The organism is Pseudomonas migulae NBRC 103157 (assembly GCF_002091715.1).
In the GTDB taxonomy this organism is placed as follows: Bacteria; Pseudomonadota; Gammaproteobacteria; order Pseudomonadales; family Pseudomonadaceae; genus Aquipseudomonas; species Aquipseudomonas migulae_A.
In genome coordinates this window covers 1-19517 of record NZ_BDAG01000014.1, presented here as the reverse complement: position 1 = coordinate 19517, position 19517 = coordinate 1, and the positions used below count along the sequence as shown (strand labels likewise).

Sequence of the window (19517 nt, the reverse complement as noted above, 5' to 3'; positions counted from 1 at the left end):
TAGATGACGCCCGAGCCTGCGAGCGGTTCTCGTTTACACCCGCTATGAGACGCACACCGCCCTTGCAGGAGCCGGCTTGCTGGCGATGGCCTTGCAGGCACCGCGTCCGTTCCAGAATAAATGCGTCATCGTTCACGACCAGCGCCAGCAAGCCGGCTCCTACAATTGAGGTTCGGCGGTTATGTTTGGTCGAAGGCTTGTGTCATGATGATCCGACCGCAGGTTAGTCGTCCTCTTCCTATATGAATAGATCTTCCGCGTTGCTCCTCGCTTTTGTCTTCCTCAGCGGCTGCCAGGTCATGGCACCCGTTTCACCGGACGGTACGCCGCCGGCCGAAGACAGCACCCCGGCCCCTGAAAAGCCCAAGGTTTACAGCTCATTCAGTGAAGAAACCATCTTCAGTCTGTTGAGCGCCGAACTGGCTGGCCAACGCAATCGATTCGACATTGCGCTGGACAACTACGTGACCCAGGCCATCAATACCCAGGATCCGGGCATCTCCGAGCGGGCGTTCCGCATCGCCGAGTACCTGGGCGCCGATCAGGCCGCCCTGGACACCGCGCTGATCTGGGCGAAAAACGCCCCGAACGACCTCGAGGCGCAACGGGCCGCAGCCGTACAGCTGGCTCGCGCCGGGCGCTATGACGACTCCATGGTCTATATGGAGAAAGTCCTGCAAGGCAAGGGCGACACGCATTTCGACTTCCTCGCCCTGTCCGCGGCCGATACCGACCAGGAAACCCGCAACGGCCTGATGAAGAGTTTTGACCGTTTGCTGCAGCGCCATCCGCAAAACAGCCAGCTGCTTTTCGGCAAGGCCTTGTTGATGCAACAGGACGGCGACAGCAAAGGTGCACTGGCCTTGCTGGAAGACAACCCGCCGGACGAAGGTGAAATCGCCCCGATTCTGCTGCGCGCACGCCTGCTGCAGACCCTCGATCGCGGCGATGAAGCCTTGCCGCTGTTGCAAAAAAGCATCAAGAAGTACCCGGACGACAAACGCCTGCGCCTGACTTACGCACGCATGCTGGTCGAACAGGACCGCATGGACGACGCCAAAGCCGAGTTCTCGAGCCTGGTTCAGCAATACCCGGAAGACGACGAACTGCGATATTCCCTGGCGCTGGTGTGCCTGGAGGCCAAGGCCTGGGACGAAGCCAAGGGCTACCTCGAAGACCTGATTGCCCGGGAAAGCCATGTCGACTCGGCGCACTTGAACCTCGGTCGCATCGCTGAAGAGCGCAACGATCCCCAGGGTGCATTGATCGAATATGCCCAGGTCGGCCCGGGCAACGATTACCTGCCGGCGCAGTTGCGTCAGGCCGATATCCTGATGAACAACGGCAAGACCGCCGAAGCGCAAAGCCGTCTGGCGAGCGAGCGCGATGAGCAGCCCGATTACGCGATTCAGTTGTATCTGATCGAAGCCGAAACGCTGTCCGCCAACAAGCAGCCGGACAAGGCCTGGAATGTTCTGCACAAAGCCTTGCAGCAATACCCGGACGATCTGAATCTGCTGTACACCCGCGCCATGCAGGCGGAAAAGCGCAATGACCTGGCGCAGATGGAAAAAGACCTGCGCCTGATCATCAAGCGCGACCCGGACAACGCGATGGCGCTCAACGCCCTCGGCTACACCCTGTCCGACCGCACGACGCGTTACGCGGAAGCCAAGGCCCTTATCGAACAGGCGCATCAGATCACCCCGGAAGACCCGGCGGTACTCGACAGCCTCGGCTGGGTGAATTTCCGCCTGGGCAATCTCGATGAAGCCGAGCGGTATCTGCGCCAGGCACTGGATCGCTTCCCGGATCAGGAAGTCGCGGCTCACCTGGGTGAAGTCCTATGGGCCAACGGCAAGCAACGGGAAGCCAAGCAGATCTGGGGCAAATTCCTCAAGGCACAACCCGACAGCCCAATCCTGCGCGGCACCATCAAGCGCCTGACCGGATCAGAGACTCTTTAACATCATGTTCTTGCGCCACTTCATCGTTTTCAGTTTTATCGCCTTGCTCGCCGGTTGCGCGGGCTTCGGTGCCCGCGAATCGGTTCAGGGCCAGGGCGACGCCGGTCTATGGCGCGTTCACAAAGAACAACTGACCAGCCTCGATGGCTGGCAGATCAACGGCAAGATCGGCATCCGTGCGCCAAAAGACTCGGGCAGCGGCACGCTGTTCTGGCTGCAGCGCCAGTCGTATTACGATATTCGCCTGTCGGGCCCTCTGGGTCGCGGCGCCGCACGCCTGACCGGACACCCCGGAAATGTTTCGCTGGAAGTCGCCAACCAGGGGCGCTATGAAGCGCCGACGCCGGAAGTGCTGCTTGAAGAACAGCTCGGCTGGAAGCTGCCGGTGTCGCACCTGGCCTGGTGGGTCCGCGGGCTCCCGGCGCCGGACAGCAAAAGCCGCCTGACACTGGATGCCGACAGCCGCCTGGCCAATCTGGATCAGGATGGCTGGCAGGTCGAATACCTGAGTTATGCCGAGCAAAACGGCTTCTGGCTGCCCGAGCGGATCAAACTGCATGGCACCGACCTTGACGTCACGCTGGTGATCAAGGAATGGCAACCTCGCAAACTGGGGCAATGACATGACGGCCCCACGCTTGACGCTGCCCTCTCCTGCCAAACTCAATCTGATGCTGCACATCCTCGGCCGCCGCGAAGACGGTTACCACGAGTTGCAGACGATTTTTCAGTTTCTCGACTACGGCGATGAAATCACCTTCGCTGTGCGCGACGACGGTGTGATCCGACTGCACACTGAATTCGATGGCGTTCCCCACGACAGCAATCTGATTGTTCGAGCCGCGAAAAAACTTCAGGAGCAATCCGGTTGTTCGCTCGGTATCGACATCTGGATCGAAAAAATTCTGCCCATGGGCGGTGGCATCGGTGGCGGCAGTTCAAATGCCGCGACGACTTTGCTTGGCCTCAATCATCTCTGGCAACTGGACTGGAACGAGGATCAGCTGGCCGCACTGGGCCTGACGCTGGGCGCGGACGTCCCGGTTTTCGTGCGCGGACACGCCGCTTTTGCCGAGGGCGTGGGGGAGAAACTCACCCCTGTAGACCCCGAAGAACCGTGGTATCTCGTGCTTGTGCCGCAAGTATCTGTAAGTACAGCAGAAATTTTTTCAGATCCACTGTTGACACGTAACTCTCCTCCCATTAAAGTGCGCCCCGTTCCCAAGGGAAACAGTCGAAATGACTGCTTACCGGTGGTAGCAAGGCGTTATCCAGATGTACGTAACGCATTGAATTTGTTAGGTAAATTTACCGAAGCAAAACTCACCGGAACTGGAAGTTGTGTGTTTGGGGGCTTCCCAAGCAAAGCTGAAGCTGATAAAGTCTCGGCCCTTCTTACAGAGACCCTTACAGGGTTTGTAGCAAAAGGAAGCAACGTTTCGATGTTGCATCGCAAGCTGCAAAGTCTGCTCTAAAGGAACCGAGTACTGGGTACTCGTTGCAACAGATACAGGGGCGTCGCCAAGCGGTAAGGCAGCAGGTTTTGATCCTGCCATGCGTTGGTTCGAATCCAGCCGCCCCTGCCATTTTCCTATACTCATCCAGGTTACCCTCAGCCTCTAGGTACTGCGCGTGTCCAAGATGATGGTCTTTACGGGGAACGCTAACCCCGATCTGGCTCGGCGTGTTGTACGTCAGCTGCATATCCCTCTCGGTGACATCTCTGTCGGTAAGTTTTCCGACGGCGAAATTACAGCCGAGATCAATGAAAACGTCCGCGGTAAAGACGTCTTCATTATTCAGCCGACTTGCGCTCCGACCAACGATAACCTGATGGAACTGGTAGTGATGGCTGATGCCTTCCGCCGCTCCTCGGCTACTCGTATCACTGCTGTTATTCCTTACTTTGGTTATGCCCGTCAGGATCGCCGTCCGCGTTCCGCACGTGTGGCTATCAGCGCGAAAGTCGTTGCTGACATGCTTACCGTAGTCGGCATCGACCGTGTTCTCACGGTTGATCTGCATGCTGACCAGATCCAGGGTTTCTTCGATATTCCGGTAGATAACATCTACGGCTCCCCAGTATTGGTGGATGACATTGAAGATCAGCGCTTCGAAAACCTGATGATCGTGTCCCCGGACATTGGTGGCGTCGTGCGTGCACGTGCTGTTGCCAAATCCCTGGGCGTGGACCTCGGGATCATCGACAAACGCCGTGAGAAAGCCAATCACTCTGAAGTGATGCATATCATCGGTGATGTCGAAGGGCGTACCTGTATTCTGGTCGATGACATGGTCGATACCGCCGGCACTCTGTGCCACGCGGCAAAGGCTTTGAAAGAGCATGGCGCTGCCAAGGTTTTCGCCTACTGCACGCACCCTGTGCTGTCGGGTCGGGCGATCGAAAACATTGAAAATTCCGTGCTGGACGAGCTGGTGGTGACCAACACCATCCCGCTGTCCGCTGCAGCACAAGCCTGTGCGCGTATCCGTCAACTGGATATCGCACCGGTTGTTGCCGAAGCGGTCCGCCGCATCAGCAATGAAGAATCGATCAGCGCGATGTTCCGTTAAGGGCCCTGCCCTTCTCGAACATCTCGTTGACGAAAAGCGCCCCGCCACGGCATTCCTGTCGGGGCGGGGCTTTTTTGCCCATATCGCCTTTAGCGCTGGTCGCAAACGCTGGGGCGAATGTGGTTATTTTGGAGATACAACATGAACGAATTTACTCTGAATGCTGAAGTGCGTTCCGACCTGGGGAAAGGTGCGAGCCGCCGCCTGCGTCGTCTCGCAAGCCTGGTACCAGCTGTAGTTTACGGTGGCGAAAAAGCCCCTGAATCCATCAGCATGCTGGCCAAAGAAGTTGCCAAACTGCTCGAAAACGAAGCGGCTTACAGCCACATCATCGAGCTGAACGTTGGCGGCACCAAGCAAAACGTAATCATCAAGGCTCTGCAGCGTCACCCGGCCAAAGGCCACGTGATGCACGCTGACTTCGTACGCGTTGTAGCCGGCCAGAAACTGACCGCTATCGTGCCTGTACACTTTGTTGGTGAAGAAGCTCCGATCAAGAAAGGCGGCGAAGTTTCGCACGTTGTTTCGGAAATCGAAGTGACCTGCCTGCCGAAAGACCTGCCTGAATTCATCGAAGTCGACCTGGCTAACGCCGAAATCGGCTCGATCATTCACCTGTCCGACCTCAAAGCCCCTAAAGGCGTTGAGTTTGTTGCTCTGGCACACGGCGATGACAAGGCTGTTGCCAACGTCCACGCTCCACGTGTTGCTCCAGAAGCTACTGAAGAAGGCGCAGCAGAGTAATTTACTCTGTGATGCCGGAGTGACCCGGTAACATCGCGGACTGGAACGTAGCGAGAAAGCGGGCGAGAACGCGGAGTTTACATAATGGTAAATGAGCACTTGTCGTCCACTTTCGCCGCACACCCGGATTGCGGCGATGTTATCCACCACTCCAAAAGGAAGGGCCCCTATCGTGACTGCCATCAAACTGATCGTTGGCCTGGGAAATCCAGGCGCTGAATACGAACAGACCCGGCATAACGCAGGGGCCCTTTTTGTTGAGCGCATCGCGAACGCACAAGGCGTGAACCTTGTGGCGGATCGCAAATATTTCGGCCTGACCGGACGCTATTCGCATCAGGGTCAGGATGTTCGCCTGCTGATACCCACCACGTACATGAACCGTAGCGGCCAGGCCGTAGCGGCACTTGCCGGCTTCTTTCGCATCAAGCCGGAAGAGATACTCGTGGCGCACGACGAACTCGACCTGCCTCCGGGCGTTGCCAAACTCAAACAGGGCGGCGGCCATGGCGGTCACAACGGATTGCGCGACATCATCGCGCAACTGGGCAATCAGAATACCTTCTACCGCTTGCGGCTTGGCATTGGCCACCCGGGCGTAGCCAGTATGGTTTCAAATTTCGTCCTGGGTCGTGCGCCACGCGCCGAACAGGAAAAACTCGATGCCAGCATCGACTTTGCCCTCGGCGTGCTGCCGGATATCCTCGCCGGGGAATGGAACCGCGCGATGAAAAACCTGCACAGCCAGAAGGCCTGACTCTACTCCTCGGGGAAAACACCATGGGATTCAATTGCGGCATCGTCGGCCTGCCTAACGTCGGCAAGTCCACCCTGTTCAACGCCCTGACCAAATCCGGGATCGCGGCCGAGAACTTCCCCTTCTGCACCATCGAACCGAACACCGGTATCGTGCCGATGCCGGATCCACGACTGGAAGCCCTGGCGGCCATCGTCAATCCAAAGCGCATCCTGCCGACCACCATGGAATTCGTCGACATCGCGGGCCTCGTTGCCGGCGCTTCGAAAGGTGAAGGCCTGGGTAACAAGTTCCTCGCCAACATCCGTGAGACCGATGCCATCGCTCACGTGGTCCGCTGCTTCGAAGACGAGAACGTGATTCACGTCTCCAACAGCGTCGACCCGAAACGCGACATCGAAATCATCGACCTGGAACTGATCTTCGCCGACCTCGACAGCTGCGAGAAGCAACTGCAGAAAGTCGCCCGTAACGCCAAGGGTGGTGACAAGGACGCCGTTGTCCAGAAGGGCCTTCTGGAGCAATTGATCGCTCACTTCACCCTCGGCAAGCCAGCGCGCACCCTGATGAAGAACATGGCGGCCGACGACAAGGCGGTGATCCGTGGCTTCCACCTGCTGACCACCAAGCCGGTCATGTACATCGCCAACGTTGCTGAAGACGGTTTCGAGAACAACCCGCTGCTGGACATCGTCAAAGCCATCGCCGAAGAAGAAGGCGCCATGGTGGTTCCTGTCTGCAACAAGATCGAAGCCGAAATCGCCGAGCTGGAAGACGGCGAAGAAAAAGACATGTTCCTCGAAGCCCTTGGCCTCGAAGAGCCTGGCCTGAACCGCGTGATCCGCGCCGGCTACGAAATGCTGCACCTGCAGACCTACTTCACCGCCGGTGTCGAAGAAGTCCGCGCATGGACCGTCCGCGTCGGTGCCACCGCACCGCAAGCCGCTGGCGTGATCCACACCGACTTCGAAAAAGGCTTCATCCGCGCCGAAGTCATCGCCTACGACGACTTCATCCAGTACAAGGGCGAAGCCGGTGCCAAAGAAGCCGGTAAATGGCGCCTGGAAGGCAAGGACTACATCGTTAAAGACGGCGACGTGATGCACTTCCGTTTCAACGTCTAGTTTTCAGGAAGCAGCAGCCACACAAGAAAAAAGCCGCGTTTGATACGCGGCTTTTTTGTGCCTGAAATTTCGTTCATCGCAATCCTGTAGGAGCCGGCTTGCTGGCGATGAACGATCACGCGATTCGTCTGATTAACCGCGGGGCCTGAATCGCCAGCAAGCCGGCTCCTACATTCGATTTGTGTTGAGTCAGGCCTTTTTGGTTCTTGGCAGGAAGATCGCCAACACGCCCAGCAGCGGCAGGAACGAACACAGGAAGTACACGTATTCAATGCCGTGCACATCCGCCAGATGCCCCAGCAACGCCGCGCCAATCCCGCCGAAGCCAAACATCAGCCCGAAGAACACCCCGGCAATCATCCCGACATTTCCTGGTACCAATTCCTGCGCATACACCACGATGGCCGAGAACGCAGAGGCGAGGATGAAGCCGATCACCACACTGAGAATGCTGGTCCAGAACAGATCAACATGCGGCAGGATCAGCGTGAACGGCGCCACGCCCAGGATTGAAAACCAGATCACTGCCTTACGCCCGATCTTGTCGCCGATCGGCCCACCGAAGAATGTCCCCGCCGCCACCGCGCCCAGGAACAGGAACAAATGCAGCTGCGAACTGGCCACCGACAGGTCGAACTTCTCGATCAGGTAGAAGGTGAAGTAGCTGGTGAAACTGGCCATGTAGAAATACTTGGAGAACACCAGCAAACCGAGCACCACCAGCGCACTGATGACCCGGCCCTTCGACAAACCATGCGTCGCAGCCTGACCTTGCTTGAGCTTGAACAGGTTCAGGTGATTGGCGTACCAGCGACTGATCCGGTAGAGCACGAACAGCGCAAACACCGCGAACAAGCCAAACCACGCCACATGCCCCTGACCAAACGGAATGATGATCGCCGCCGCCAGCAATGGACCGAAAGCGGAGCCCGCGTTACCACCGACCTGGAAAGTCGATTGCGCCAGGCCAAATCGCCCGCCCGATGCCAGCCGCGCCACGCGGGACGCTTCCGGGTGAAAGGTCGACGAGCCAATGCCGATCAACCCCGCCGCCAGCAGAATCAATGGAAAAGTGCCGACCACCGACATCATCAAAATGCCGATCAACGTGCACACCGTCCCCGCCGGAAGCAGCCAGGGTTTGGGATGACGATCGGTGTGGTAACCGACCCACGGCTGCAACAGCGAGGCGGTCAGCTGGAAGGTCAGGGTGATCAGACCGACCTGAGTGAAGGTCAGGCCATAGCTGGCCTTGAGCATCGGATAGATCGAAGGCAGCACCGACTGAATCAGGTCGTTGATCAAATGCGCCAGCGCCACGGCGCCGATGATGCGCATGACCAGAGGGCTGCTTTGAGAAGTCGCGGATGCCGGCGTCGCGCCGGTCTGGGCATTGCTGATAGCCATGGGAATTTCCGTACAGCAGATGGGTGCACACGGGCAGGTGCGTCAATGTGCCATTTTTCAGTGCAGCAGCGCCATCCCCTTAGCCAGCTAACGAACTAAATGCCCCCCCTTCCTTGCAGTAGCGAGCTTGCTCGCGATGATCGTCAATGATGCTGCTGGGCGCCTGACACTCCTCGGCGTTCTTTCAATCAACGCGAGCAAGCTTGCTCCTACAGTCAAGTCCCAGTAATAGCGCAACGCCATGGTCTGAATCTTGCCTCCTTTATCCTCTTCAACGCGGTGCCTTACAAAGGACACCGAGAATGGGAAGTTTCGCTACAGAGTCGGCCTACAGAGCTGACGAGGGTGAACTTTCGAGGCCTTTAAAAAGGGCACGAGTCGCGGTCGCAACGACCTCGACGCACGCGATTGGTGCGTGGTGTCCAGAGGAGTCATGGGGCATGCAGGCTTTTTTATCTCCGGGGATCGGGTTGCTGGGGCGTTTCGGCTTCGCCCGCAAGTTTCAGCTGTTGTTTCTGCTGTTTATCCTGCCACTCGCGGGCAGCCTGCTGATGATCGGCCAGGACTATCGCGCCAAACTGAACCTGATTTCCGGCGAGCGTGCCGGGGTCCGGCAACTGCTCGCGCTGGACGCGCTGGATAACCTGCTCGCCGCCCAGCGTGACCGCGCCGCGCGCTGGCGCGCCACCGAGACCAACCGGCAGCCGACACCCGCCACTCTCGCGGCGATGGCCGCGTTCGATGCGGTTCAGCCGGCAGTGGCCCAGGCCACTGCGGACCTTGGCAACGCGTTGCAAACCGAAGGCGCCGAGGGCGAAACACTGGCCCGCTATCAGGCGCTGCAAACCGCCCTCAATGGCCTCGACTCGAAAAGCCTGAGCAGCGTCGGCTGGTGGCCGGACGGTTACGACCGTTTCACCAATGCCTTGAGCGCTCTGCAAGCCTTGCGCGAACAGATCGCCATGGACAATCGCCTGACGCTCGCACCGTGGCTGGAAACCTACCTGCTGACGCAGATCTCCACGCAACACGCGCCGGACCTGATCGAACGCGTAGGCCGTCTGGCCAGCGTCGGCCAGGCGTCCGTGGTGTCCGGTCAGTTCACGCTGCAAAGCCGTCTGCAATTGCGCGACCTGCGCAGCCGCATCGGCGACGCCCGTGAACAGCTGGTGAAAACCGCCACGCTGCTCGAAGCGCGCCTTCCCAGCGCCTTGCAGGCCTGGGCCGGGCAATACCATGACAGCCTCAAACACCTCGATGCCGAACTGAAAGTCCTTGATGACGGTGTGTTTGGCGGCAGCATCAAACTCAAACCCGAGGAGTTCGAACGCAGCCTCGACAGCCTGCTCACCGACCTCGCTTCGCTGCGCCAGCAGTCGTTGGTCTCGCTGGATCAACGCCTGGATTACTACCACGGCTCGGCGATCCGCCAGTTCATTGTGGTGGCGGTGATCTTTGGTTGCCTGCTGCTGGCCGCGTTGTACCTGTTTATCTGCTTGCAGGCTTCGATTCGTCGCAGCGCCAGCGGCATCACGCTGCTGGCCGAAGCCTTGCGCGACGGTAATCTGAGCCTGCAAGTGCCAGTTGAGGGTCGCGACGAACTGGCCGCGATCAGTACCGCGCTCAACGTCGCCGTGGTGCAACTGCGCAACAGCCTGCTGGGGGTCGATCACGAAACCCTGCAACTGAGCAACGCGGTGCGCACGCTCAACCATCATTCCAGTGGTGCGTTGGGCGAGGTCGAAGCGCAGCAATTGCAGATCAGTCAGATCGCCGCGGCCGCAACGCAATTGGCCGCCACCTCCCAAGGCGTTGCCCAGAGTTGCGAACAGGCTTCCGGCAGCGCCCAGCACACCCAGCGCATTGCTGCCGACAGCAGCCGCGACAGTCAACGCACCACCGCGAGTATTCAGCAGCTCAACCAGCGTTTGAACGACACGGCGGCGGCACTCGGGCGGGTCAGTGAACAAGGCCAGCAGATTCAATTGGTGGTCGACACCATTCGCGGGGTCGCCGAGCAAACCAACCTGCTGGCGCTCAACGCCGCCATCGAAGCGGCTCGCGCCGGTGAACAGGGTCGAGGCTTTGCGGTGGTCGCCGATGAAGTGCGCAGCCTGTCGCAACGCACCCAATCGTCCACCGCGCAGATCGCCGGCACCGTCGACAGCTTGCGTAACACGGTGAATGAAGCCGTGAGCCTGATGGAAGCCGCCTGCGGCCAGGCGCAATCCGATGCGCAAGCGGTCACCGGCCTCGGCGAACGACTGGGGGAAATCGCCAGCGCCGTGCAGAGTGTCACCGACACCCTGGCGCAGATCGCCACGGCGGTCGATGAGCAAGCAACCACTGCCGACGAAGTCAGCGGCAACATCCAGCAAGTCGACCAGGCCGCCGTGCGCTTGCTCGAAGGCGCGCGGGCGGTGAATCAGGCAGCGGACACCTTGAGCCAGGGCAGCAAGGCCCTGAGCGCCAACACCGGACGGTTTCGTTTGAATGTCTAGTCCCGATTCTGTAGGAGCCGGCTTGCTGGCGATGAACGATTACGCGGTTTGCCTGGTGAACCGCGGTGCCTGGATCGCCAGCAAGCCGGCTCCTACAGTGCAGATCTATCAGCCTCAGGCGGCGATCACCGCTTCCGGAACACCGGACGTTTTCGTTTGAGTGTCTAGTCCCGATTCTGTAGGAGCCGGCTTGCTGACGATGAACGTTTACGCGGTTTCCCTGGCAAACCGCGGCGTCTGGATCGCCAGCAAGCCGGCTCCTACAGTGCAGATCTATCGGCCTCAGGGGCGATTACCGCTTCCGGAACACCGGGCGGTTTCGCTTGAATGTCTAGTTCTGTAGGAGCCGGCTTGCTGGCGATGAACGATTACGCGGTTTGCCTGGTGAACCGCGGTGCCTGGATCGCCAGCAAGCCGGCTCCTGCAGTGCAGATCTATCAGCCTCAGGGGCGATTACCGCTTCGGGAACACCGGACGTTTTCGTTTGAGTGTCTAGTCCCGATTCTGTAGGAGCCGGCTTGCTGGCGATGAACGATTACGCGGTTTCCCTGGCAAACCGCGGCGCCTGGATCGCCAGCAAGCCGGCTCCTACAGTACAGATCTATCGGCCTCAGGGGCGATTACCGCTTCCGGAACACCGGGCGGTTTCGTTTGAGTGTCTAGTTCTGTAGGAGCCGGCTTGCTGGCGATGAACGTTTACGCGGTTTCCCTGGCAAACCGCGGCGTCTGGATCGCCAGCAAGCCGGCTCCTACAGTGCAGATCTATCGGCCTCAGGCGGCGATTACCGCTTCCGGAAAGTCCTGCTCCAGCTCGGCCTTCAGCCACTGAATGAACCACGACACATCCGCCGAAAGTTCGGCGGATGGCGTCAACACACGATAGCTTTCCAGTTTGACTTCGGCGTCCAGCACCCGTACCAGCGCACCGCTTTTTAGTTCTTCACGCACCAGCACTTCGTTGGCCAATGCGATGCCCTGCCCGCTCTCGGCCACCGACAGCGCGTGGTCGTTGTTGACGTACAGCATGTCCGAGTTGAGGTGCACGTCCAGATCGTGGGCGGCGAACCACAGGTTCCACCACTCGCCGTCATCGACGTGAATCAGGTTGAGTTTCACCAGGTCGGCGGGCCCGTCGACGGGGTCGATGCTGGCCAGATATTCCGGCGTACAGATCGGGAATACACGCGGGCGGATCAGGCTGACGCGGGAATGCGCGTATTGCCCATCCACGCCGTAGACAATCCCGAGGTCGGCGCTCTTGCCATCCACATCGGTGAACGTCGAGTTGGGCTCGATGGCGAACTTCAGGCCCGGCCGCAAATGGCGCATGACTTCAATGCGCGGCATCAGCCAGCGCTTGGCAAAACCCGGCACCACCATGATGCGCAACCAGCGCTCGGCATCCTTGGGCCTAGCCTCCTTGCCAGCCTCGATCATCAGCTGCAAGGCAGCGGCAATCTTGCGGTGATATTTCTCCCCCGCCAACGTCAAGATCACACCACGAGACGTGCGCTCGAACAGCTGAATGCCCAGCCATTCCTCCAGCAATTTTACGTGCCGACCGATGGCAGGCTGGGTCACATGCAGCGCCTTCGAGGCCTCGACGTAGCTGCCCAGACGAGCCGCCGCATCAAAGGCACGCACCGCATTCAGTGGTGGTAAACGGTGGTCAGGCATGGGGTTGGCCGCCTTTTGCTATTAAATTATTTAACAGGTCGTATGTTAAAATTGAAGTTTCGCCCCCGCAACCCCTCACTGATAATCCAGGCACAGCACAACAAAAAAACAGCTGGCTCAAACACCCGAACACATCTCGATCCTGCCCAAAAAAATAATATCCATGGCCCGACGGTGCTGCTGATATCAGCGTATTCGCAGGCGATGGGGGAATCGGAGGTAACGCATGAATGCCCTGCATTCGCTGCAAACACTGGCGGTGTCCATCCGCTCGGTGCGCAAAGTCTACGGTGATCCACAGACCGGTCCGGTGGCGCTGAAAAGCATCGACCTGGACATTCGCGACAACGAATTCTTCACCCTCCTCGGTCCTTCTGGCTGCGGCAAAACCACGCTCTTGCGGATGATCGCCGGGTTCGAGTTTCCGACCGAGGGCGAGATTCTGCTCTACGGCGAAAACATCGCCGACCGCCCGCCTTTCGAACGTCCGGTCAACACGGTGTTTCAGCATTACGCGCTATTCCCGCACATGACCATCGCCGAGAACCTGGCTTTCGGCCTTGAATCGCACCCGATGGGCAAGGTCATGAACAAGGCCCAGATCGCTGAGCGTGTACGCGAAATGCTCGCGCTGGTGCAGATGGAACGTTTCGCCGCGCGCAAACCGGCGCAACTCTCCGGCGGCCAGCAACAGCGCGTTGCCCTGGCGCGGGCACTGGCACCGCATCCCAAAGTGCTGCTGCTCGACGAACCGCTCTCGGCCCTCGACCTCAAGCTGCGCCAGGCCATGCGCGAAGAGCTGAAAACCATCCAGGCCAAGACCGGCATCACCTTCATCTTCGTCACCCATGACCAGGAAGAAGCGCTGACCATGTCCGACCGCATCGCCGTGCTGTCCGAAGGCGAAGTGCAACAGGTCGGCCGCCCGGAAGACATCTACGAACGCCCGCGCAACCGTTTCGTGGCGGACTTTATCGGCGAAACCAACTTCATCGAAGGCACGGTCACTCGCGTCGAAAACGGCCAGGCCTGGTTTGCCGGTCCCGCCGGGCATCCGCTGCCGGCACAGCCCTGCAGCGACGTTCAGATCGGTGCCAACGTTGCGCTGTCGGTGCGCCCCGAGCGTCTGCACCTCGTGCCTGGCGACACCGGCGGCGCGCTGCCGTGCCGGATCGATGCGCAGATCTACCTCGGCACCGACCTGCAATATCAAGTCAGCCTGAGTGACGGCTCGCGCCTCACCGTGCGCACGCCCAACAGCGTCGATCGCAGTCTGCGCTTTGCCGTGGGCACCCAGGCCGGCCTGTTGTTCGACAGCGGCAGCGCCAGCGTCCTGCACGATTGAGCCCGAGGATTTGCCATGCACGCTTTACCGATCGCCAACACACTGGAGCGCCGGCGGGCCTTCCAGAGCTTTCTCGGGGTCAGCCCGGCGCTGATCGCCATCGGCCTGTTTCTGATCGTGCCGATCCTGATTGTCATCGGCTACTCGCTGATGGAAGCCAACCCCTATGGCGGGGTCAACAAAGTCTTCAGCACTGACGCCTACACTTCGCTGCTGTTCGAGCGGCAACTGGATGACAGTCTGGCCTTCGCCGATTCCTATCTGCTGATCGCCTTGCGCTCCATCGGCATTGCCGGGCTGACGACGATTATCACGTTGCTGATCGGCTTTCCGGTGGCGGTATGGCTGGCCATGCAACCGGCGCATCGGCGTGGCCTGCTGATCTTTCTGATCACCGTGCCGTTCTGGGCCAACCTGCTGATCCGCACCTACGCCTGGATTTTGCTTTTGCGTAACACCGGGGTGATCAACAACAGCCTGATGGGCCTCGGCGTTATCGACCAACCGTTGCAATTGCTCTACACCGACGGCGCCGTGTTGCTGGGTCTGGTTTACACCTACGCGCCCTTCGTGGTGCTACCGATTTACGCGACGCTGGAAAAGATGGACATCCGCCTGCTGGAAGCCGCGCAGGACCTTTACGCCGGACGCTGGCGCACTTTGCGCAAAGTGGTGCTGCCCATCGCCAGACCGGGGATTCTCGCCGGCGCCATCCTCACGTTCGTGCCGTGCCTGGGCGCGATGATCGCTCCGGAATTGCTGGGCGGCGGCACGCGGATGATGCTCGGCAACCTGATCTTCCGGCAGTTCAGCGATGCGCGTAACTGGCCTTTCGGCGCGGCGCTGTCGCTGGTGCTGATGGCCGCCGTGATGCTGGTGCTGACGGTATATGCCTTGCGCTCCGAACGTCAGCGCATCGCCAAGGGAGGTGCATGATGCTGCGTCTATTCAAGCGAAACGGCCTGGGTGTGCAGGATTTTCCGGGCTTCGGTGGCTTCAGTTTCCTGTTCTACCTGTACCTCTACGCGCCGATCGTGGTGCTGGTGGTGTTCTCGTTCAACGCTAATCAGTCGGCGACGGTGTGGACCGGGTTCAGCCTGGACTGGTACCGCGCGGCTTTCGCCAATCAGGCGCTGCGCCAGGCGGCCGGCAACAGTCTGTTGATCGCCGTGTGCGCGAGCATGATCGCCACGGCCATTGCCACCCTCGCCGCCCTCGGTACCTCGCGCGGTGCCAGGTTCAAGGGCCTGCAACTGTCGATGGGGGCGATCATGCTGCCGCTGGTGTTGCCGGAAATCGTAGTCGGCGTCGCCACGCTGGCACTGTTTTCCACCCTCGGTCTGTCCCTGGGTTACGGCAACCTGATCATCGCCCACACGGTGTTCTGCATTCCATTTGCCTACCTGCCGATTCGTGCGCGACTCAACGACATGGACCTGTCCCTGGAACAAGCCTCGGCCGACCTTTACGCCGGCCCGTGGCGGACTTTTCGCAAGGTCACCCTGCCGCTGCTGATGCCGGGGATTTTTTCCGGACTGATGCTGGCCTTCATCGTTTCGCTGGATAACTTCGTGATCTCGATGATGGTCTCCCAGGCCGGCACCACCACCTTGCCAATCTTTATCTTCGGCCTGTTGCGGATGGGCGTGACGCCCGACGTCAACGCTGTTTCGACCCTGATCCTGGGCGTCTCGGTGCTGTTCGTCAGCCTCTCGTACCTGTTGGGCAAAAAGAACACCTGAACCTTCTACGTACCGTGGGGAAATAGCATGAGCAAGTTGATTGCAAGCATCGGGACTTCGTTGTTAGTGACACTGGCCGGCAGCGTCCAGGCCGCAGAAAAGCTTAACGTAGTGAGCTGGAGTGGCTACTTTTCGCCGGAAATCCTCGCCAGGTTCCAGAAACAGACCGGCATCGAAGTCACCGTGGACTCCTACGATTCCAACGAAACCCTGCTGGCGAAACTGAAACAGGGCGGCGCGGGTTACGACGTGGCGATTCCGTCGCACCAGTTCGTGCCGATCCTGATCAAGGAACATCTGCTGGAACGCTTCGACCCGGTCAAAGAGCCCTACTACGCCAGCGTTGTGGATAACTTGAAAAAACCCACCTGGGACCCGGAAGGTGCCTATTCCGTGCCGTTCATCTGGGGCACCACCAGCGTGGTACTGAACACCGAACGCTATAAAGGTCCGACCGACAGCTACAAGGTGCTTTACGAGCCGCCAGCCGAGTTGCAGGGACGGATCAACATGTTCGATTCGGTCAGCGAAGCCATCGACATGGCCAGCCTGTACCTGAACATCCCGCTGTGCAGCGAAGACCCCAAGCAGATGCAGCAAGTGCTGAGCTTGCTCAAGGCGCAGAAACCTTTCGTCAAGACCTACAGCTCCAAGGCCGGCTCGATTCGCGAGAACCTGGCCGCGGGTGAAATCGACATGTCGATGTTCTGGGGCGGTTCGTCGATGCGCGCCCGGGAAATGAAGCCCAGCCTGAAATACCTCTACCCGAAAGAAGGCGTGCTGGCCTGGGTCGATAACATGGTGATCCCGACCGGCAGCAAGAATCCGGCGAACGCCAAGGCGTTTATTGCGTTCCTCAGCCAGCCTGAAAATGCCGCCATGACCCAGAACTTCCTCAAGCACCAAAGCCCGATCAAGGGTGTGGAACCGTTCCTCGACGCCAGCCTCAAGGACGCCCCGGAGCTGCACATTCCCGAAGGCACCCAAGTGATGTTCAGCAAGACCTGCGGCGAAGGCGCGATTCGCCTGGCCGACCGTCTCTGGACCAGCCTGATGCGTTGATTTCAACCGCCCCGTCGCGGTGACGGGGTGTTCCTCCAGCCGTCCGAAAGGCAGCGTTGCAATGACTTCTAATAACATCAGCGAACTGGTCCTGCTGCAGGCCCACGAACTCGCCGAACGCATTCGCCTGCGCGAGGTTTCCTGCCGGGAAGTGATGCAGACTTACCTGGCCCATATCGATCGTTTCAACCCGAAGGTCAATGCGCTGATCAGCCTGCAGGCGCCGGAAGACTTGCTGGCCCAGGCCGACAGGCGCGACGCCGAACTGGCTCGGGGCGAGTACCGTGGCTGGATGCATGGCTTGCCCCATGCGGTCAAAGACCTGTCGCTGACCCGTGGCATCCGCACGACGCTGGGTTCGCCGCTGTACAAGGACTTTATTCCCGATCGCGACGGGATCATGGTGGAGCGGCTGAAAGCGGCCGGCGCAATCATCATCGGCAAGAGCAACACCCCGGAATTCGGCCTCGGCTCGCAAAGTTACAACCCGCTGTTCGGTGCCACCGGTTGCGCTTATGACCCGGGTAAAACGGCCGGCGGCAGCAGCGGTGGCGCAGCGGCGGCGCTGGCGATGCATCTGGTGCCGGTGGCCGATGGCAGCGACATGATGGGCTCGCTGCGTAACCCGGCCGCTTTCAACAACATCTTCGGTTTCCGCCCGTCCCAGGGCCGCGTGCCCTTCGATGACAGCGCCGACCTGTTCATCGATCAGCTCGGCTACGAAGGCCCCATGGGGCGCAGCGTGCGCGATGCCGCGTTGCTGCTGTCGGTGCAGGCCGGCGCCGATGCCCGGGCGCCGCTGTCCATCGCCGAATCCGGCAGCGCCTTTGCGGCGCCGCTGGAGCGCGACTTCAAAGGCACGCGCCTGGGTTGGCTGGGAGATTTCAACGGCTATCTGCCAATGGAAAAAGGCATTCTCGACCTCTGCGAAAAAACTTTCGCCGACTTCGCAAGCCTCGGATGTCATATCGAAGCGGTGCAACCCCAGTTCGCTCCGCAACAGCTGTGGAGCAGTTGGCGAACCTTGCGTCACTGGATGGTCGCCGGCTCGCTGGGCGCGATTTACGCCGACCCGCAAAAGCGCGCACAGTTGAAACCGGAAGCGTGCTGGGAGATCGAACACGGTTTGAAACTGTCCGCCAGCGAGGTGTTCAAGGCGTCCGTGGACCGCAGTAACTGGTACCGGGCGATCTCCCGACTGTTTGAAGAGTTCGATTACCTGCTGCTGCCCAGCGCTCAGGTGTTTCCGTTCGATAAAACCCAGCCATGGCCGACGTCTATTGAAGGCGTGAACATAGACACCTATCACCGCTGGATGGAGGTGGTGATCCCCGGCACCTTGTCCGGCTGTCCGGTGGCGAATGTGCAGGCAGGGTTCAATTCGAACGGTTTACCGATGGGGCTGCAAATCATCGGCAGGCACCAGGCCGACTTCGCCGTCCTGCAACTGGCCCACGCTTACGAACAGGCGAGTCGCTGGTTCCAGCGCTGCCCTTCGCCACTGTTGAACGAGGGATTTTGATAAACGGTTGATAGCGTAGATAAATTTTTTAAAAAAGCGCTTGACGCATATTCGTTTCCCGCGAATAATGCGCGCCACTTGGCTACATAGCTCAGTTGGTTAGAGCATAGCATTCATAATGCTGGGGTCCGGGGTTCAAGTCCCTGTGTAGCCACCAAGTACTAAAAACGGCTTACCGAAAGGTAGGCCGTTTTTTTATGCCCGGAGAAAATGCGCAGGCCCCCACTTCCGACAAAAATCCTGTAGGAGCCCGGTTTACCGGCGATGAGGCCCTTAAGTCCTGCATCAATTTTGGGGCCGCCATCGCCAGCAAGTTACTCCTATAGGAGCTGCCGAAGGCTGCGATCTCTTGATCCTGATGGCGAGGGAGCTCGCTCCCGCGCCACAACAACGTCCGGCGCTACTCCGAACGCCGCGCTTTCAACCGCCGCCCCAGCACATCCAGCACATCACACCCATCCCGCAACGGAATGGCGCAGAGCAATGCAAAGTCACTAAGGATGAAAGACTGACATTCGATCGAGCCACGCATCGACAGGTTTTCCATTACCTGGGTGACGGCGCAGATTCGATAGTGGGCCGCGTCGTATAAAACGTCGAGTGGTGCGAGGGTATCGACGAACAGGGTGGGCATGTCGTCGCAGTTGCTGGTCAGTGCCATGAAGCGGCTTTTGGGTGGAGGAACTGGTTTTTCGTAGGGTGGATCGGGGTGAAGATTTGTCATTTTTTAGAGACCTTGGTGGATAGATTGAAGCTACCAACGGCCTTTCCTACGGGCTTGGGTGGCAGCCGTGCGCGGGAGTAGGAAACTGAGACATCCACCAAACTCAGCCACGCCGAAGCGTGTCCCACGCACAGCCGCCGCGAACGATCTTACGGACACTGATTAAGTGCCGCAATCAAACGACAGCGCTGACGCGCGGTGATTGTCCAAGGGTTCCTACACCCTGCCGCTGCTCTTGCTGCGACAGCCAAAGACTATCCATGGAATTCACTTCGCACCAGTTCATGGAAACCGCTACAACTTGAAGGAAACTTCCGACGACTTTGCCCAGAAATTTCGCTACCTGTAGGACCCCCTTCGCGGGCAAGCCG

General features: G+C 59.5%; 18 protein-coding genes and 2 tRNA genes. 16 read left to right on the top strand and 4 right to left on the bottom strand.

Going from position 1 to position 19517, the window contains the following annotated elements; genetic code table 11:
* The first annotated feature begins 242 nt into the window (after positions 1-242).
* The 8 genes from PMI01S_RS12890 (at position 243) to ychF (ending at position 7166) form a co-directional block, all read left to right on the top strand.
* Positions 243-1967 (top strand): tetratricopeptide repeat protein, encoded by a 1725-nt coding sequence (locus PMI01S_RS12890; RefSeq protein WP_084320411.1) that lies wholly within the window; start codon positions 243-245, stop codon positions 1965-1967.
* 4 nt (positions 1968-1971) lie between these two features.
* The gene (lolB, locus tag PMI01S_RS12885) at positions 1972-2589 is read left to right on the top strand and encodes a lipoprotein insertase outer membrane protein LolB (protein ID WP_084320410.1); all 618 of its coding nucleotides are present in this window, start codon (positions 1972-1974) and stop codon (positions 2587-2589) included.
* A gap of 1 nt (position 2590) precedes the next feature.
* Entirely contained in the window at positions 2591-3442 is an 852-nt protein-coding gene (gene ispE / locus PMI01S_RS12880; RefSeq protein WP_084320409.1) for a 4-(cytidine 5'-diphospho)-2-C-methyl-D-erythritol kinase, read from the top strand.
* Between the two features lie 36 nt (positions 3443-3478).
* Positions 3479-3553 (top strand) — tRNA-Gln (locus tag PMI01S_RS12875).
* 46 nt (positions 3554-3599) lie between these two features.
* Positions 3600-4541, top strand: a complete 942-nt coding sequence (locus PMI01S_RS12870) for a ribose-phosphate pyrophosphokinase (protein WP_003171603.1) — start codon at positions 3600-3602, stop codon at positions 4539-4541.
* A gap of 141 nt (positions 4542-4682) precedes the next feature.
* A complete protein-coding gene (locus tag PMI01S_RS12865; RefSeq protein ID WP_084320407.1) occupies positions 4683-5285 on the top strand; it encodes a 50S ribosomal protein L25/general stress protein Ctc in 603 nt (200 codons plus the stop codon).
* 172 nt (positions 5286-5457) lie between these two features.
* Positions 5458-6042: an aminoacyl-tRNA hydrolase gene (gene pth / locus PMI01S_RS12860; protein ID WP_008037207.1), complete on the top strand. Its 585-nt coding sequence runs from the start codon at positions 5458-5460 to the stop codon at positions 6040-6042.
* Positions 6043-6065: 23 nt separating this feature from the next.
* Positions 6066-7166, top strand: coding sequence for a redox-regulated ATPase YchF (ychF, locus tag PMI01S_RS12855; protein ID WP_017340760.1), 1101 nt, complete (start codon positions 6066-6068; stop codon positions 7164-7166).
* A 189-nt stretch (positions 7167-7355) separates the two neighbouring features.
* Here the strand turns inward: ychF and PMI01S_RS12850 are convergent, their stop codons facing one another.
* Complete coding sequence (locus PMI01S_RS12850; protein WP_084320406.1) at positions 7356-8573, bottom strand: MFS transporter; 1218 nt, start codon at positions 8571-8573, stop codon at positions 7356-7358.
* Positions 8574-9013: 440 nt separating this feature from the next.
* On the opposite strand from PMI01S_RS12850, the gene PMI01S_RS12845 reads away from it, so the two are divergent.
* Positions 9014-11074: a methyl-accepting chemotaxis protein gene (locus tag PMI01S_RS12845; RefSeq protein ID WP_084320405.1), complete on the top strand. Its 2061-nt coding sequence runs from the start codon at positions 9014-9016 to the stop codon at positions 11072-11074.
* Positions 11067-11234, top strand: coding sequence for a hypothetical protein (locus tag PMI01S_RS31690; protein ID WP_159439544.1), 168 nt, complete (start codon positions 11067-11069; stop codon positions 11232-11234). The genes PMI01S_RS12845 and PMI01S_RS31690 overlap by 8 nt, the downstream gene beginning before the upstream one ends.
* A 611-nt stretch (positions 11235-11845) precedes the next feature.
* On the opposite strand, the gene PMI01S_RS12835 is transcribed toward PMI01S_RS31690, so the two are convergent.
* Positions 11846-12751: a LysR substrate-binding domain-containing protein gene (locus PMI01S_RS12835; RefSeq protein WP_084320403.1), complete on the bottom strand. Its 906-nt coding sequence runs from the start codon at positions 12749-12751 to the stop codon at positions 11846-11848.
* A gap of 226 nt (positions 12752-12977) precedes the next feature.
* Here PMI01S_RS12835 and PMI01S_RS12830 point away from each other — a divergent pair, with 226 nt between their 5' ends.
* The 6 genes from PMI01S_RS12830 to PMI01S_RS12805 all read left to right on the top strand — a co-directional run bounded on the left by PMI01S_RS12830 (position 12978) and on the right by PMI01S_RS12805 (position 18579).
* Positions 12978-14096, top strand: a complete 1119-nt coding sequence (locus PMI01S_RS12830; RefSeq protein ID WP_084320401.1) for an ABC transporter ATP-binding protein — start codon at positions 12978-12980, stop codon at positions 14094-14096.
* Between the two features lie 15 nt (positions 14097-14111).
* Complete coding sequence (locus PMI01S_RS12825) at positions 14112-15032, top strand: ABC transporter permease (protein WP_084320400.1); 921 nt, start codon at positions 14112-14114, stop codon at positions 15030-15032.
* Positions 15029-15838 (top strand): ABC transporter permease, encoded by an 810-nt coding sequence (locus PMI01S_RS12820; RefSeq protein ID WP_084320399.1) that lies wholly within the window; start codon positions 15029-15031, stop codon positions 15836-15838. The genes PMI01S_RS12825 and PMI01S_RS12820 overlap by 4 nt, the downstream gene beginning before the upstream one ends.
* A gap of 27 nt (positions 15839-15865) precedes the next feature.
* Complete coding sequence (locus PMI01S_RS12815) at positions 15866-16900, top strand: ABC transporter substrate-binding protein (RefSeq protein WP_084320398.1); 1035 nt, start codon at positions 15866-15868, stop codon at positions 16898-16900.
* Positions 16901-16961: 61 nt separating this feature from the next.
* Positions 16962-18422 carry an amidase gene (locus PMI01S_RS12810; protein WP_084320397.1) on the top strand — a complete coding sequence of 487 codons (1461 nt, stop codon included), beginning with the start codon at positions 16962-16964 and terminating at the stop codon, positions 18420-18422.
* Between the two features lie 80 nt (positions 18423-18502).
* Positions 18503-18579: transfer RNA gene (locus tag PMI01S_RS12805), tRNA-Met, on the top strand.
* A 243-nt stretch (positions 18580-18822) separates the two neighbouring features.
* Here PMI01S_RS12805 and PMI01S_RS12800 read toward each other — a convergent pair.
* A complete protein-coding gene (locus PMI01S_RS12800; RefSeq protein WP_084320395.1) occupies positions 18823-19146 on the bottom strand; it encodes a hypothetical protein in 324 nt (107 codons plus the stop codon).
* Positions 19147-19321: 175 nt separating this feature from the next.
* Positions 19322-19517 (bottom strand): hypothetical protein (locus PMI01S_RS31845; protein ID WP_218028107.1); only part of this gene is annotated, 196 nt, incomplete at its 5' end.